The organism is Leptolyngbya sp. FACHB-60 (genome assembly GCF_014695775.1).
Taxonomy (GTDB): domain Bacteria; phylum Cyanobacteriota; class Cyanobacteriia; order Phormidesmidales; family Phormidesmidaceae; genus Nodosilinea.
The window spans coordinates 37,436-52,741 of the sequence record NZ_JACJOX010000011.1; the positions used below are offsets into that span (position 1 = coordinate 37,436).

At 54.3% G+C, this 15,306-nt stretch carries 14 protein-coding genes; 9 read left to right on the forward strand and 5 right to left on the reverse strand.

The features are described 5' to 3' along the window. Nucleotides 1–221 precede the first annotated feature (221 nt). The 6 genes from H6F57_RS02725 (at nucleotide 222) to H6F57_RS02750 (ending at nucleotide 6,039) form a co-directional block, all read left to right on the forward strand. On the forward strand, nucleotides 222–1,862 hold the full coding sequence (locus H6F57_RS02725) for an ABC transporter substrate-binding protein (RefSeq protein ID WP_190629372.1): 1,641 nt from the start codon (nucleotides 222–224) through the stop codon (nucleotides 1,860–1,862). Between the two features lie 96 nt (nucleotides 1,863–1,958). After that, complete coding sequence (gene ntrB / locus H6F57_RS02730) at nucleotides 1,959–2,798, forward strand: nitrate ABC transporter permease (RefSeq protein ID WP_190629373.1); 840 nt, start codon at nucleotides 1,959–1,961, stop codon at nucleotides 2,796–2,798. Then, entirely contained in the window at nucleotides 2,795–3,703 is a 909-nt protein-coding gene (locus tag H6F57_RS02735; protein WP_190629376.1) for an ABC transporter ATP-binding protein, read from the forward strand. The genes ntrB and H6F57_RS02735 overlap by 4 nt, the downstream gene beginning before the upstream one ends. 237 nt (nucleotides 3,704–3,940) lie before the next feature. Further along, entirely contained in the window at nucleotides 3,941–4,384 is a 444-nt protein-coding gene (gene cynS / locus H6F57_RS02740) for a cyanase (protein WP_190629377.1), read from the forward strand. A 148-nt stretch (nucleotides 4,385–4,532) separates the two neighbouring features. Beyond that, entirely contained in the window at nucleotides 4,533–5,000 is a 468-nt protein-coding gene (locus H6F57_RS02745; RefSeq protein WP_190629380.1) for a nuclear transport factor 2 family protein, read from the forward strand. Between the two features lie 133 nt (nucleotides 5,001–5,133). Beyond that, the gene (locus H6F57_RS02750) at nucleotides 5,134–6,039 is read left to right on the forward strand and encodes a M48 family metalloprotease (RefSeq protein WP_190629381.1); all 906 of its coding nucleotides are present in this window, start codon (nucleotides 5,134–5,136) and stop codon (nucleotides 6,037–6,039) included. Nucleotides 6,040–6,098: 59 nt separating this feature from the next. Here H6F57_RS02750 and H6F57_RS02755 read toward each other — a convergent pair whose 3' ends face one another. Further along, a complete protein-coding gene (locus tag H6F57_RS02755) occupies nucleotides 6,099–6,581 on the reverse strand; it encodes a cupin domain-containing protein (protein ID WP_190629383.1) in 483 nt (160 codons plus the stop codon). Between the two features lie 147 nt (nucleotides 6,582–6,728). Then, entirely contained in the window at nucleotides 6,729–8,570 is a 1,842-nt protein-coding gene (locus H6F57_RS02760; RefSeq protein WP_190629385.1) for a sensor histidine kinase, read from the reverse strand. Nucleotides 8,571–9,212: 642 nt separating this feature from the next. Between H6F57_RS02760 and H6F57_RS02765 the strand changes: the two genes are divergently transcribed. Then, complete coding sequence (locus tag H6F57_RS02765) at nucleotides 9,213–10,340, forward strand: sensor histidine kinase (protein ID WP_190629387.1); 1,128 nt, start codon at nucleotides 9,213–9,215, stop codon at nucleotides 10,338–10,340. A 134-nt stretch (nucleotides 10,341–10,474) separates the two neighbouring features. On the opposite strand, the gene H6F57_RS02770 is transcribed toward H6F57_RS02765, so the two are convergent. Further along, nucleotides 10,475–10,939, reverse strand: coding sequence for a hypothetical protein (locus H6F57_RS02770; protein ID WP_190629563.1), 465 nt, complete (start codon nucleotides 10,937–10,939; stop codon nucleotides 10,475–10,477). 468 nt (nucleotides 10,940–11,407) lie between these two features. Then, nucleotides 11,408–11,644 (reverse strand): hypothetical protein, encoded by a 237-nt coding sequence (locus H6F57_RS02775; protein ID WP_190629389.1) that lies wholly within the window; start codon nucleotides 11,642–11,644, stop codon nucleotides 11,408–11,410. Between the two features lie 42 nt (nucleotides 11,645–11,686). Here H6F57_RS02775 and H6F57_RS02780 point away from each other — a divergent pair, with 42 nt between their 5' ends. Beyond that, complete coding sequence (locus tag H6F57_RS02780) at nucleotides 11,687–12,130, forward strand: Fur family transcriptional regulator (RefSeq protein ID WP_190629391.1); 444 nt, start codon at nucleotides 11,687–11,689, stop codon at nucleotides 12,128–12,130. An 81-nt stretch (nucleotides 12,131–12,211) separates the two neighbouring features. Here H6F57_RS02780 and H6F57_RS02785 read toward each other — a convergent pair whose 3' ends face one another. After that, nucleotides 12,212–13,018 carry an SDR family NAD(P)-dependent oxidoreductase gene (locus tag H6F57_RS02785; RefSeq protein WP_190629393.1) on the reverse strand — a complete coding sequence of 269 codons (807 nt, stop codon included), beginning with the start codon at nucleotides 13,016–13,018 and terminating at the stop codon, nucleotides 12,212–12,214. Between the two features lie 844 nt (nucleotides 13,019–13,862). Between H6F57_RS02785 and H6F57_RS02790 the strand changes: the two genes are divergently transcribed. Beyond that, nucleotides 13,863–15,179, forward strand: a complete 1,317-nt coding sequence (locus tag H6F57_RS02790) for a lipid-A-disaccharide synthase (protein WP_199289861.1) — start codon at nucleotides 13,863–13,865, stop codon at nucleotides 15,177–15,179. The last annotated feature ends 127 nt before the right edge of the window (nucleotides 15,180–15,306 follow it).

The window sequence follows — 15,306 nt, forward strand, 5'->3', positions numbered from 1 at the left end:
TTATTTTTGGGCTTAAAACTAAGTCCAAAAGAAAGTCCTACCATATGCAAAATTTGCTCCAGTGCGCTTTTTATTTGGTCTTGGTAATCTGCTTAGCAACTTGATCTGATCCGTAGATAAGAGTAGAGCAAAGAAGGCAGTCAAATATTCTTTGCCTAGATTGCTCAACTGTGTTTTTAAGTTGTCGGGGAAAGGTTTTTGTCGCGTTCAACTATCTGTTTATGGTCATTTCAGCAGTAGCAAAGTCGCTCAACGACTGGGGCAGTTTGAGCTGCACATCACCCTCCCTGATGTTGCCCGATCGCCCCTGTCGGGATTGCGGCACAGTGCACTTTACGGGCGATCACTCGCGGTTTATGGAAACCATGCCCCAGGACCCGGTCGATATGGTCGACGACCTGGTGAAAATGGGGGTCTACAAGCAAAACCAGCTGCGCGCCGCCGACACCGTCAACACCTACGAACTGCGCAAGGCACTGTTTCTCAAGCGGGTGGGCCGCAACGATCCCAAGCGCGAAAAGCTGATTCTGGCGCTGTGTGAGCAGGCAGGCGGGTTAGAAAATGCTTTCGCAGCGGCCTTTGGCCCCCAGGCCGGACTGTTCTTTGCCGACTCGGTGCGCAACAGCGGGGCTACCCGTCGCGAGTTTCTCAAAAATATGGCGCTGGGGGCGGCTCTGGTCACCCTGGCAAGCTGTGCAGGCGGCAGTGAGGAGCCAGTGGCCGAAGACACCGCTGCCCCTATCGACACTAGCAACCTAGAGAAGACCGACATTCAGGTGGGCTTTATCCCCATTACCTGCGCCACGCCGATCATTATGTCGGAGCCACTGGGTTTCTACGAGAAGTATGGCTTTAACGCCTCGGTGGTGAAGATGCCGAGCTGGGGCGCGGTCAGAGATTCGGCGATCGCAGGCGAACTCGACGCTTATCATATGCTGGCCCCTATGCCCATCGCCATGACCCTGGGCCTCGGCTCCGCCGCTTTTGGCGTCAAGCTGGCCAGCATCGAAAACATCAACGGCCAAGCCATTACCGTCGCTCAGCGCCACCTGGGCAACGTCGAAGGCCCCGCCGACTTCAAGGGCTTTGTGATTGGGGTGCCCTTCCCCTACTCGATGCACAATCTGCTGCTGCGCTACTACCTGGCCTCGGGCGGCCTCGACCCCGATGTGGATGTGCAGATTCGCCCTGTGCCCCCGCCGGACAGCATTGCCCAGCTGATTGCAGGCGACATCGACGCCATGCTGATGCCCGACCCGTTCAACCAGCGGGCGGTGTATGAAGAGGCCGGGTTCATTCACATGCTCACCAAAGACCTGTGGGATGGCCATCCCTGCTGCGCCTTTGCCGCCAGCGACGACTGGATTAACAACCACCCCAACTCCTTCCGGTCTTTGAATAAGGCCATCATCGAAGCGGCGGCCTACGCCCAAGACCCCGCCAATCGATCCGAAATCGCCGCCGCCATCTCCGATCGCGCCTTTTTGAACCAGCCCGTTGAAGTGGTCGAGGCGGTGCTCACCGGCAACTTTGACGATGGCCAGGGCAACACCCTCTCGGTGCCCGATCGCATTGGCTTTGACCCCTACCCCTGGCAGAGCTTCGCTAAGTGGATCTCGTCGCAGCTAGTGCGCTGGGAGCTGATGGGTGAAGGCAACACCGCCGCCACCGTGAGCGATAGCGACATCGATCAGGTGGGTGAAGAGGTCTTTTTAACCGACCTGGCGCGCGAGCTGGCCCTTGAGCTGGGCCAAGAGCCCCCCGTCGAAACCGATCGCACCGAAACCCTGGCTTTTGACAACTTTGACCCGGCGGCTTCGGCAGACTACGTCAAAGGCCAAGTTGACCAGTTTGGGAAGTAAGACCCTTGCGCCCACACTAGCTCCGCCCTTTTCTGAAGGGTGATCTGGGTGGCTAGAACATTCGCGATCGGCGCAGTTTTTAGGAGGTATTGAATCATGGCAGCGAGTCACAGCACGCCCGGACTGGTCATAGCGGAGCGGCAGGCCCCGCTTTGGCAAAACGAAAACGTGAGAGCATTCGCGCTGTTTATGCTCTCCCTCGGCATTTTTCTGCTGTTTTGGGAAATTGGGGCTAAATCTGGCTGGTTTGTGAAGGGTGTGCCCACCGCCACCGAGACGATCAAAGAGTTTTGGTGGTGGGTCACCAACCCCTTCTACCGTAATGGCCCCAACGACCTGGGCATTGGCTGGAATTTGCTGATTAGCCTGCGGCGAGTGGCGATCGGCTACATTGCGGCGTCGCTGGTAGCGGTGCCCCTGGGCATTTTGATCGGCATTTCGCCGGTGGCGTTTAAGGCGTTTAACCCCTACGTGCAGCTGCTCAAGCCAATTTCGCCCCTAGCCTGGCTGCCCCTGGGTCTCTACCTGCTGCGCGACTCTGAGAAAACCGGCATTTTCATCATTTTTATTTCCAGCATTTGGCCGACGCTGATCAACACCACCTTTGGGGTAGCCAACGTCAACCAAGAATACCTGGATGTCTCCAAAACGCTGGGGGCTTCTCGCCTGCGCACCATTCTTAAGGTGATTATTCCAGCGGCGCTGCCCAATATTGTGTCGGGTCTGCGGATCAGCATGGGCATTGCCTGGCTAGTGATTGTAGCGGCAGAGATGCTGCTGGGCACAGGCTTGGGCTACTTCATCTGGAACGAGTGGAACAACCTGTCGATTCCCAATATTTTGGTGGCCATTTTCATCATTGGGTTGACGGGGCTAGTGCTCGATAGTTTATTTGCTGCTCTTGAAAAATTTGTTGCCTTTGGTCGAAACTCATGAGTATTGCCCCTGTAAACAATCCCGTTAATGCGCCCGTAAATACGATAGATCCGGCAGAAACGCGATCGCAGACTGCACAGCTGTCGATTCGCAACGTGGCGAAGGTCTTTGCCGGCAAAAAAGACCTGTTCAGCAAGCTCACCGGCAAAGCCCGCCGCGATTTCGTCGCCATTCAAGATATTAACCTCGACATTGAGCCGAATACCTTTGTGTCGATCATTGGCCCCTCCGGCTGCGGCAAATCGACCCTGCTGAATATGATTGCGGGCCTCAGCCCGATCACTAGCGGCGAGATTTTGCTCAATGGTGCCCCGATCGCCGGGCCGGGGTCAGACCGGGGCATGGTCTTTCAAAACTACGCCCTGATGCCCTGGATGACGGTGGAAGAAAATCTGCGGTTTGCCGTGGAAACCGTAGACCCTAAGATTTCAGCGAAAAAGCGCGATCGCATCATCAAAGAGCACATTCAGTTGGTAGGTCTCACCGGGGCCGAGCGCAAGCACCCCCACGAGCTTTCCGGTGGCATGCGCCAGCGGGTCGGCATTGCCCGTGCTCTGGCCATTAACCCCCAAATGCTGCTGATGGATGAGCCCTTTGGTGCCCTCGACGCCCTCACCCGAGGCTTCTTGCAAGAGGAAGTCGAGCGCATCTGGGAACAGCAGCGCAAGACCGTGATCATGATTACCCACAGCATCGAAGAGGCCTTGCTGCTGAGCGATCGCATTGTGATGATGACCCGTGGCCCCGCCGCCCGCATCGACGAGATCCTAGAGGTGCCCTTTCCCCGGCCTCGCAACCGCGAAACCATTCAGCAGCACCCCGCCTACCAGGGCCTCAAAGCCGAGATGGAGAGCCATCTGTTTCGTGAAACCCGCGCAGTAGAGTCGGAGCGAGTGGGTGGATGAGTGGCGGGGTGGATGGGTGATGGGGTGGATAGATGAACCCAAAGCAACCCGTAGGGTGGGCAATGCCCACCATTTCACCGCGCCTTCGCACAGGCTAACTCTGCCCCCGACCTTAGCTACTTGCCCATTCATTGAAGCGCGAAGGGATATCAGCTAACCGCTAAGGACATAGGTGGGCATTGCCCACCCTACCGGCATCACTGTTTGACTAAACGACGTAATTAAGAGGATCCAAACATGACTATTTCTCCCATCACCGAAAAACTCTTGGCGGCCAAAAAAGCTGCTGGCCTCAGCTTTGCCGACCTCGAAGCCAAAACCGGCTGCGATGAAGTGTGGCTCGCCTCCGTTTTCTACCGCCAGGCCAGCGCCTCAACCGAAGAGGCCACCAAAATCATCGAAGCGCTTGGTGCCGACGCCTCCCTCGTTGATGCTTTGACTGATTTCCCTGTCAAAGGCGGCCTCGACCCGGTCATCCCCACCGACCCGCTGATTTACCGCTTCTACGAGATTATGCAGGTCTACGGCATGCCCATGAAGGCCGTGATCCACGAGAAGTTTGGCGACGGCATCATGAGCGCCATTGACTTCACCCTCGATGTCGAAAAGGTCGAGGACCCGAAGGGCGATCGTGTCAAAGTGATCATGAACGGCAAATTCCTGCCCTACAAAAAGTGGTAGACCCCGGCTACGTGTCCTGACTCACAATCTCTGGGCTGTTGGCGATCGCCGACAGCCTTTCCTGTACCCTCCCTTTTCGTTTTTCGTTCTCCCTACCTCCCCCACCGACATCTCCCCACTCCCTATCCACCCCTCACCCCTCACCCCTATGCCCACGCCCGTCGTCCCCCCCTTTACGCTAGAGACCGCGATCGCCAAGGCCCGCATGGCCGAAGACGCCTGGAATAGCCGCGACCCCGATCGCGTTGCCCTCGCCTACACCGAAGACAGCCACTGGCGCAACCGGGCCGAAATCTTCCAGGGCCGCGACGCCATCCGCGCTTTTTTGCGCCGCAAGTGGGATAAAGAACTCGACTACCGCCTGATCAAAGAAGTGTGGGCCTTTGGCGACAACCGCATTTCGGTACGCTTTCAGTATGAGTGGCACGATGACGGCGGCCAGTGGTATCGCGCCTACGGCAACGAAAACTGGGAGTTCGACGAAAACGGCCTCATGCGCCGCCGCGAAGCCAGCATCAACGATCGCCCCATCACCCCTGAAGAACGCCGCTTCTTCTGGGATGCCTCTGGTCCTCGCCCGCAGGATCATCCAGGGCTAACCGATTCGCCGGTTTAGCCAATGCTCGATTAGCCATACTCTAGGGCGGAGGTATCCGCTAAGCAAATGTCTTTCCCTAGGGAGACTTCAGCGGCGCACATCTTTGGGATGCTGTAAAACACACACCATGGCCTTGAGGAGCGATCTATCTATGGTCGGCATGAATCTGTTCAGAACCTTCGCGCTATTAGCGTTGCTCAGCGGGCTGATTGTGCTGGCGGGCTACCTGCTGGTCGGCAATGAGACGGGCTTGCTCTACGGGTTAGGCTTTGCGGCGGTGAGCAGCTTTGGCTCATGGTACTACTCTGATAAGGCGGCGCTGGCAGCATTTAAGGCCCAGCCCACGCCCCGCGAAGAGGCTCCTGAGCTGTACGCGCGGCTAGAAAAACTGAGCGATCGCGCCAACATTCCCACGCCTACTCTTTACCTGGTGCCCTCGGAGTCGTCTAATGCTTTCGCCACCGGACGCGACCCCAATCACGCAGCGATCGCCCTTACCAAAGGCATTGTCGAGCTATTGCCCGACGACGAGCTCGATGCCGTGATTGCCCACGAGCTTACCCACGTGCGCAATCGCGACACCCTCACCCAGGCGGTGGCGGGCACCCTGGCCGGGTCGCTGACCTTTTTGGGCCGCATTCTCACCCTGGGGGCGCTGTACTTTCCCGTGGCGCGGGCCGGCGGGCGGCGCGGCAACAGCCCCATCGCCATCCTGTTTTTGCTAGTCATTGCGCCCTTCGCTGCCGGGCTACTGCGCATGGCGATTTCGAGAACGCGAGAGTTTGCCGCCGATGCCGGGGCCGCCGAAATCACCGGCAACCCTCTAGCTTTGGTGCGAGCGCTAGAAACCCTGGAAGCCACAGGGCAAAAGGTACCTATCCACGGTAACCCGGCCTTTTCGGCAATGTTCATTATCAACCCCCTATCTAAGGAAGGGATGATGACGCTGTTTATGACCCACCCTTCCACTGACGATCGCATTCAGCGATTAAAGGCCATGGCCCAGCAAGCGATCGCCGGTAAGACCGATGAGAAAGCCCTCAGCCCTAGCGCCTAGATAAGAATTCAGCGGGAATTGGCATAAGTGGCTATAGCGAGATTTGAGCGTGACTCAGCTCAGTAAGGCGCACCATCTTTGTGGTTGAATTGCCATTGGCCGCCTGGAGTGAGCACCGATTGAATGTCGTCATCGGGGTACGAAACCCTATCGTTGGAACTGCGATCGCCCATCTCCAGGTAAACAACATCCTCGCTAGTTTGATTAACTAGGCAATGGGCGTCGCCATCGCCTGCTTTAAAACCGGCACACATGCCAGGTTGCAGCAATGTTTCGCCAGCGTTAGTCACTAGGGTAGGTTGGCCTGAAATAATGTAAACAAACTCATCCTGAGTGGCATGGGCATGGCGCAATGCTGAAACCCCACCGGGCGCTAATGTCACATGGTTAATGCCAAAGTTTGAGAGCCCAAAAATACTGCCCAACGATCGCTTTTCACGACCCGCCATTTTAGAGACAAAGGGCTCTGGGTAAAGTGACGGTCTCGTTCGCAGCGGAGCTTCAGCAGCGGAGATGGCGATCGGTTTTTGAGGTTCGCTCATACAAATGTCCTCTATTAGGGCAGTGATCTAGCGATCGCCACTGGGATTGATTGGGTGGCTGTGCGTCAACTCACTGTTCCATTTTCGCGGTGGATTGGCTCAATTAGGTCTCCAGTTGGCTGGCTAGGTCTAGGGGGTGCGATCGAATTAACCCTCACGCTCTAGCAGCGGCAACCTCACGGTAAACGTTGCCCCCTGGCCTTCCCCAGGGCTTTCTGCTTGCACAGTACCGCCGTGTAGCTCCACCAGATTTCGCACGATCGCCAGCCCTAATCCCAAGCCACCAAATTTGCGGGTGGTTGTGCCATCCTCCTGACGAAAATATTCAAATACATGGGCGATAAAATTGGGATGAATGCCTTTGCCGCTATCGCTAACTTGAACTTGAGCCTGGGAGCCAATCCTCGACAGCCGGACGATCACTTCACCGCCTTCATTGGTAAATTTAATCGCGTTGCTGAGCAAATTCCAAAATACCTGCTGAAGACGAGTGGGGTCGCCTAAAACTTGCCCCACAGTCAGATCTAAAGCAGTCTGAATAGTGATGGACTTGGCTTCTGCGGTTAATCGCACCGTTTCGATGGCGGCTTCAACAATCGCCCCTACATTAACCGCCATCATATTGAAATTCAGTTTCCCCTGCATAATGCGGGTAACGTCTAAAAGATCTTCAATCAGCTGGGTTTGCAGTTTAGCATTGCGCTCGATCGCCTCTAAGGCAAACGCTGTCTTTTTAGGGTCTAACCGGCCAGTGCGCAACAGACTAGACCAACCAACAATAGGGTTTAGGGGCGTGCGCAACTCGTGAGATAGCACCGCCAAAAATTCATCTTTAATACGGTTGGCCGCCTCCGCTTCTTCTCTAGCAGATTCTGCACGCATCAGGTTTTCAGTGCGCTCTTGCTCTCGCTGTGATAGCAAGTTGGCCGCAAATTCTAGCGATTGCCCTAGCAAAACAATTTCTCGAATGGAAAGCGTGCTCACTTGGGGAGGGTCGCCGTTGGCCAGCGCCTCTGCCGCCATAGCAGCCTTAGTAATGCTGCGAGAAATCTGGCGCGACAGCAAGAAAGCCCCCACACCGCTCACCAAAAGCAGCGCCAAACCCGGCCCAACCACCAACCACATCGCCCGTTGCACAGGCTTTTGAATGACATCGACTGGCACCGTGACCGCGGCCGTCCAAGAGGTATTGTGAACCCTACTGAAGGCGACATACACTTGCTCACCCTCTAGGCTAGTATCGCGATAGACACCCTCGTTGGCCGACCCAACGCGCTGCAAGAAGGAGGGTGTTCCAGACTTTCCCACAAAGCGTTCAGGATTGCGGGTGCGAGCAACGACAATACCTTCCCCATCGACAATGACACGCGTCCACTCGCCCTCGACCGGGATACGAGCAACCACAACTTCAGACAAAGTCTCAGGTGTAATTACAGCCGTCAGAATGTACTGTAAACTGCCTTGCTGGATAACGGGCACAAGCACCGGAAAGGTAAAATCGTGCCCTGATTGCCCCTGCCCCAAATCACCTACTGTAGGCTGACGGGTCTCGATCAGCCGCTCTAGGCTCTTCGGCTCATGGGTGTAAGACAAGGGCCTGCTCAAGGAATGCCTGCTGTTTAGCATCTCTTGTCCGTCGGGCGACAGCAGCATTGTTGTCAACCAGGTAGGCTGCGTCGCCGTTAGGCGCTTGGCCTCGTTGTGAAAGCTGTCGAGATCGCCTTGATAAAGCTGTTCAGAGGTTGCTAAGACCTGGAGAGTTCGAGTTGTGCTTGAAAATTCGCTCTCTACAGTCGAGGCCAGGTTGCGAGCTTCTCGCAGCATCAGCCGCTCAGAAGCCGACTGCTCCTGGCTTGACAGCTTTAACACAACTGCGGCGGCAAACAGCACCACCGGCAGCAACGTCCCCGCGACCAATAAAACGAGATACCACTTCAGCGAAAGCGCCTGACCACCAGACGAGATCGGAGCAGGTTGCGGGGCTGCCAAGGGCATGCGCCTAGCAAGCGAGTTAAAGATAATGCCAATTCGTTTAGGCGTTTTGTCTACCATTTATTTGTATGGCATACGCTGTGGAGTTTATCGTAGGAGACGACGATCGCCCTGCGACCCAAACGCTACACCCGCTTCTCACCGTTGCTAGTCAGATTATTATGCTACAAAGCATCCCACAATGCTTCCTACTCCTGAGGGCGAAAGCAGCAATCATCAGTCTTAAGACAGATTTTTACGAAACAAGTGACAAGGCCGAGATCTAACCAAGATAAAGCAGCGATCGCCTCTCGTGCATTCCCAAGCATCACTGGTTCAAAATAATGCGGGTACTTAAGTATTAACCCTAACAAATCCTCAGCTAGTTTTGCCAACCTGCCGTATAACAGCAGTACCATAAATTGCGCAACTGCTGGATTTTCCTGCTATTTCTTTTAAGCTTTAAACTGTAAAAGGAAATACATTCAAAGCGATCGTGTTGGTACCAGATCGCTCGTTGTATCCATCCATATTCTGCATCAGGGTTTGCATACAGCCCATGAACTTGCTAACGACGCCTTCTATCAAATGGGTGATGAGTTATTGCAAAGCTACCTGATAGAGTTGTTAAGATATGTCATGACCTAGACTGTTGCCGGAATGCCTGCTTCTCAATCCTCAGGGCAAACGATGTCGAACTTAGTTGCTGAACGTCTCAAGCAGAATTCTAAAAAAATTCTGGAGATATGGGAAGTACGCACCCGCGACGAACTAAGCGCATCGGCGCACCAAAATTCCCTAGCTCTACGCAACTCTTTGCCCCTTTACCTAAATCATCTAGCTGATGCAATCTCAGATCAATCTGACAAAACCTCTGAACAAATTGAAACTACTAAGTTAAGCAGCACCCACGTTGGCAAGCAGCATGGCCATGAACGCGCCGGTTATGCCGACTACACCGTAAGCCAGCTCATTTTGGAATACCATATTCTTCGCCAGGTTATATTTCAGGTTTTAGAAGAAGAAGGAGTTCTCTTAGAAGCAAGAGAGCGAGACATTATTATTGACTCTATTGAGCAAGCTGTTAACGATGCCGCGACACAGTTTTCCAGTACGCTAAGGGATATTCAAGAAATGTTTATGGTGACATTAACCCACGACCTTAGAGGTCCGGTTAATATTGTCAAAATGGGCACACAACTAATTTTGCGCCGGTTTGAACGCGGCGATGCCCATCTTGATATCACCGTAAGAATGATCAGCGCCATCGATCGCATGGATGCCATGATCCAAAATCTGCTCGATGCTAGCCGACTGCGGGCAGGCCAAGGCTTAAATCTAGAGTTTGAGGAATGTAACCTTCATCAATTGCTTAAAGATGTGGTCGAAGATTTGAACTTCACCTACGGAGATCGGTTTGTCGTCGTCTCAGACTCAAGCATCACAAGCCGATGCAGCCGCAAACAAATTCGGCGAGTAGTCGAAAACTTGGCCAGCAACGCCGTGAAATATGGCGATTCAGACTCGCCTGTTACGGTCAAGCTTTGCAAGACTGACGAACACATTTATCTTGCTATTCACAATCAAGGCCCTCCCATTCCCCCAGAGACTCAGTCCATCCTCTTTCAACAATTTCGTCGGACTCCCTCTGCTGAAGAAAAGACCGGCTGGGGATTAGGTCTATTCCTAGTTAAGAATATTGTCGAAGCCCACGAAGGGACGATTGAAATTGAAAGCGCAGCAGGCAAAGGAACTAGCTTCATCGTTAAACTGCCAGCCCAAATTTAGCTGGGCACAGCATAAAAATTGTGTCGTTCTGTGGTTGTTGCCATACCTGATTTACTGACAATCAAAACGAATTGCGGAGTCCAAAGCAATCTTTGGACTCCGCAATTGTGTTGTGTAACGATCGTAGCTAACGCCTACTTGAAGCTAGTATCATTGTTGGAAACGTTCTGCTCACGCCGATGCCATGCATCTTGGCTAGCGTGCCTTGCTTTGTCCCAGCCTAGGCGATGGGTACCATGCTGCTCATAGCTTTGTCTCATGTGGGGTTCAGCGTCTTGGTAAGACAATCCCTGTTTTGAGTAAGTTGAGTAGCCTTCGTAGCCAATGCGATAGGCAGGGCTATAGTCTTCATAGCTATGACCAGCCTCTACGTAGGGGCGGGTGGCATAGTTGTGACGCCAATACTCGTCTTCAACCGTGGGGTCTAGGGTCTCAGCCACTCCCTTACCCAGCAGACCACCGGCTACCGAGCCGATTACTGCACCCACAGCGCCCCCAATTGGGCCACCAACAATGACCCCGACGGCAGTTCCCACTGTGCCTGCACCTGCTGCACCAACCCCTGTACCCACCGGGCGAGCCCCGTGCTCTCCAGTAATAGGATCCGGATTGCTATCAGGATTTGGCTCATGCTCAGATTCAGACCTGTAATTTGGATCCGAATTTTGGTCAGAAACGGATTTGTAATTTTTTTCGTTAACGTTCATATTGATAAGTCTTCCATCTAAAAGCTGTTATTCAATAGAAGCTAACGTGCAACAAGTTAATTTCTATTGAACCTTATTCAAAATGATAGGCATTTTTTGTTTGAATGAAATCAACTGTTAGATGGAGATTGCCTAGCCAATAGGGAAGATTGGAGCCGTCTACTGCTCACACCCAATTCCCGCCGATATTGCTTTGGCAGACTAAAATCTGCATAAAAAATGATTTTGGCTGTTTTTTTTATTAACTTAATTGGCTGCATCCTAATTAGTGGCTAGAGAAAAACTGCTGCTTATATTAATATCTTAAATTCAGGCTTACTGACCTCGCCGATATTTAGGCGATCGCCAGGTTTTCTCAAGCTAGCTATAGCGTAGGGTCTTCAACAACTGTCTTAGTCTTGCAAAGACGATATCCCCGTAGCGGTCTGGGTATTGGGTAAATACATAGTGCTCATACTCATACCAATGCCGTTCGGCCTTTTCCTGATTGCACTGGTAGCAAATCACCCACAGATTTCTAAAATCGAGCGACAGCCAGGGGTATTGGGCACGGGGCAGTTCTCCGATGTTTTGTAGTTCTAGACACGATTCTTTCAAACAAGTTAAAGTGGTACTGAGTATGAATTAACCTCCCCCACCATGGATGAGTCAGCTGTCCTGAAAAAGCCCATCACCTGTCTGGATGATGCCATTGAGCGCTGCCAGGCCCTTGGCATGCGGCTAAGCCGGCAGCGGCGCTACATTTTAGAACTCCTGTGGCAGCACCAGGGCCACCTCTCTGCCCGCGAAATCTACGATCGCCTCAATCAGCAGGGCCGCGAGATTGGCCACACCTCTGTCTACCAAAACCTCGACGCCCTATCCGAGCAGGGCATTATCGAATGTGTTGAGCGCGCCGATGGTCGGCTCTACGGGCACCTGAGCGACTCCCACAGCCACGTCAACTGCCTCGACACCAACGAAATCATCGACATTGACGTCACCCTGCCCGCCGACCTAATTCAGCAGATTGAAGCCCGCACTGGGATTACGATCACTGACTACCGCATCGATTTCTTTGGTACCAGCGCCCCTACTAAGTAGCCTCGTTTGTCCTGAGGCAAACCTTGGGGGTTGCCAGGTGAGCGAATTGGCAAGTTCCAACCTGCTAACCTTGTAACCCAGCTAAGTAGAACGAATGGGGCGCTGTTGACGTTGCACCGGTTTGGCGGGGGCTAAGATTTGCACCATAGAATCGACTAGCCAGGGCACCACCCGCTGCGCCCACACCACGGCATGGCTTTGCCAGCCCACCAAAATTTCAGACTGGCCTTGCTTCAGCCCCTGCACCAAGGCCTCAGCCACTTGCTCTGGGGTCGAGGGCTGCACGCCGCGAAACCGCTCAAACCCTTTCACCATGTCGGTGTCGGTCAGCGAGGGCAGCAGGGCTACTACGCGGACCCGGTGAGGAGCCAGTTCACCCCGCAGCGCCTGGGTAAAGCCCACGATCGCAAACTTGGTCGCTGAATAGGTAGCCATGGTTGGGGCCGCCACCTTACCCATCAGGCTCGACACGTTGACAATACAGCCCTCCTGACGAGTCGCCATCCGGCGAGCGATCAGGCGGGTAACCGTATATAACCCAATCAAATTGGTCGAAATCTCAGACTGTACCTGGGGCAGTTTAGCTTGCAAAAAGGGGGCTTGGTGGGCCACCCCAGCACAGTTCACCAACAGATGCACTGGGCCGTGGTGCTGCCAGGCGCGGGCAATCACCACATTGGCTGCGATCGGATCAGTCAAATCTACGGGCAAAATGACAGCCTCTGCCCCAAGTTGCCGCACCTCTGCGGCAACCTCCTCTAGGCGTTGGGCACTGCGAGCAACGAGCAAAATGCGCTGCATGCCCTGACGAGCCAGGGAGTGGGCGATAGCGCGGCCAATGCCGCGAGAAGCGCCAGTAATCAAAGCGGTTTTACCGTGAAAAAGCATAGAAACCTCCTGCTGAGTCTGAAATATTTCAGCCAGCGTAATTAGAGTTAGGTGCGAGCAAAGTCAGCCGTTTAGAGAAGCGCTGAATTCTGTAGCACTAGAGCCGTGAGTGAAGTCAGGTCAAAAAATGTTGAATGAGTCAGAACTACCCGTGGTGTGTGCTGAGTTCAGATGATGAGGGCAGGTGGCGTAGCTATGCACTGAATCTGAACCAAGTGACAGGGCGCTGGCCTAACGCGCCAAGAGAAATGATCTGTCGGGTTGGGTCATGGTTTTAACTCTCTTTGCTGGAAGGTTATCCGAACCATGACTCAGACGTTAGCACCGGGATCAGGCACCGACAATGATCCTGAAGGAAGTCGCCGGATTGTAACAGTGCTTATCAGCATTTTCATAAATGTAGTATTTGGGAACCCAGCATTCCCTAGAGCCACTTTTTATAGCCCATGGAGAATTCCTGCCCCAAAAGAGTTTCCGGGCTCCAACCGCTTCCATGAGAATGGTAAAAGCGGGGAACCTGAAACTGAGAAAGCAAGCGTGTAGTCTAAGTTACGTATTGTTGTGTTGCGAAAAACAAACTGCTGGGCGGTTGCGTCGGTCTAAGGCCCTACCGCTTGAGGCAGGGCCTCCATTAGTGGCGGTAGTGAATCAATAATCTAGGGGGAGAAAGATTGGGCTTTGCTCGGCCGGTTTGTAGCGATCGCCCTACAACCAATAAACTGTCGGCCCACAGCCGTCGAAGCACTAGATTGCTGGCACCCCAGCCCGGCGTAAACATGAGTCCGTATCATGGTGATTTGATAGTACCGGAACAAGGTATTTCCCAGCGATGAGCGTTGCCCCCATGACCACCCCAGCTGCCACCCCCAACGATATTTTGATTCTCTCCAACGGGCCGGGGGAAATTTCGACCTGGGTGCGCCCGGTGGTGCGATCGCTGCGATCGCACCTGCCCGACAACAGTCAAGTCCGGATTTCTGTGGTGCTGTCGCCCTGTGCCAACGCTTCCGGACGCGAGGCCGAGATGGCGCATGGCCTGCCGGGGGTCGATCGCGTCCAGGGGCCAGAGCATTTCTTCTCCTTTTTACTGTCTGGCAAAACAGCAGAGAACTGGGACTGGCACCCCCACGGCGTAGTGCTGTTTTTGGGTGGCGACCAAATCTATCCGGTCGTGTTTGGCAAGCGCCTGGGCTATCGCACCGTCATCTACGCCGAGTGGGACGCCCGCTGGCACCGCTGGATCGATCGCTTTGGCTGCATGACGGCCAACATTGTAGAAGCGGCCCCAGATGATTTTCGCAACAAGTGTGAGGTAATTGGCGACCTGATGGCCGATGTGCAGGGCGATGCCGACGGGCAGCCGGTGCGCGATCGTCTTAACCTCAAACCCGACTACGACCTAATTGGCCTCATGCCCGGCTCAAAAAAGAACAAGCTCAGCGTGGGGTTGCCCTTCGCTCTGGCCACCGCCGAGGCCATCCATCGCCTGCGGCCCCAAACCCAGTTCGTCATTCCAGTAGCGCCGATGCTGTCGCTAGAGGCGCTGGCCCAGTTTGCCGATGCGGCCCACAACCCAGACATTCGCCTGGTTGAGGGGGCCGCATCGGCCGAACTGGTAGAACCCGATGCCGCCCTGCCCCGCTTGCGAACTCCCAGTGGGCTAGAGGTGCTGCTGTGGCAGGGCACCCCTGCCTACGATGTGATGGGCCAGATGCAGTTTTGCCTCACCACCGTAGGGGCCAACACCGCAGAATTGGGATCCTTAGGTATTCCAATGATGGTGCTGCTAGCCACCCAAAAGCTAGAGGCGATGAAAGCCTGGGACGGCATTCCGGGCCTGCTGGCCAACCTGCCTCTAGTGGGGGATGGCTTCGCCAAATTAATCAACGGGCTAGTTTTACGACAAATATATAAGGAGGGGCGGCTGTTTGCCTGGCCCAACATCTGGGCAAAACGCGAGGTGGTACCCGAGCGCATTGGCCCAATCATCCCCCAAACTGTAGCCGCAGAGGTGGTGGGGTATTTGGCAGATCCAGACGCACTGAGGGCGATGCGTGAGGATCTGCGATCGGTGCGGGGCGCAGCGGGGGCCTCGGCCAAGCTAGCGGCGATCGTCCTTGAAGAGCTAAGGTCGGATTCCTCAATCGATGCGAGCGATTAGCGATCTGTGGAAAAACCTGTGGATAAAGTGACTCTGGCACAGCGGGTACCCAATGACAACACCTTAATGGGCAGGTGATTGGGGTATTAGGTATTAGGTATTAGGTCTAGGAGGTATTAGATCTAGG

Bases quoted from the DNA above. Each gene is read 5' to 3' on its own strand.
- H6F57_RS02745 (WP_190629380.1), top strand. From the start codon at position 4,533: ATGCCCACGCCCGTCGTCCCCCCCTTTACGCTAGAGACCGCGATCGCC.
- H6F57_RS02755 (WP_190629383.1), bottom strand. From the start codon at position 6,581: ATGAGCGAACCTCAAAAACCGATCGCCATCTCCGCTGCTGAAGCTCCG.
- H6F57_RS02735 (WP_190629376.1), top strand. From the start codon at position 2,795: ATGAGTATTGCCCCTGTAAACAATCCCGTTAATGCGCCCGTAAATACG.
- ntrB (WP_190629373.1), top strand. From the start codon at position 1,959: ATGGCAGCGAGTCACAGCACGCCCGGACTGGTCATAGCGGAGCGGCAG.
- H6F57_RS02790 (WP_199289861.1), top strand. From the start codon at position 13,863: ATGACCACCCCAGCTGCCACCCCCAACGATATTTTGATTCTCTCCAAC.
- H6F57_RS02780 (WP_190629391.1), top strand. From the start codon at position 11,687: ATGGATGAGTCAGCTGTCCTGAAAAAGCCCATCACCTGTCTGGATGAT.
- H6F57_RS02785 (WP_190629393.1), bottom strand. From the start codon at position 13,018: ATGCTTTTTCACGGTAAAACCGCTTTGATTACTGGCGCTTCTCGCGGC.
- cynS (WP_190629377.1), top strand. From the start codon at position 3,941: ATGACTATTTCTCCCATCACCGAAAAACTCTTGGCGGCCAAAAAAGCT.
- H6F57_RS02765 (WP_190629387.1), top strand. From the start codon at position 9,213: ATGCCTGCTTCTCAATCCTCAGGGCAAACGATGTCGAACTTAGTTGCT.
- H6F57_RS02750 (WP_190629381.1), top strand. From the start codon at position 5,134: ATGGTCGGCATGAATCTGTTCAGAACCTTCGCGCTATTAGCGTTGCTC.
- H6F57_RS02725 (WP_190629372.1), top strand. From the start codon at position 222: ATGGTCATTTCAGCAGTAGCAAAGTCGCTCAACGACTGGGGCAGTTTG.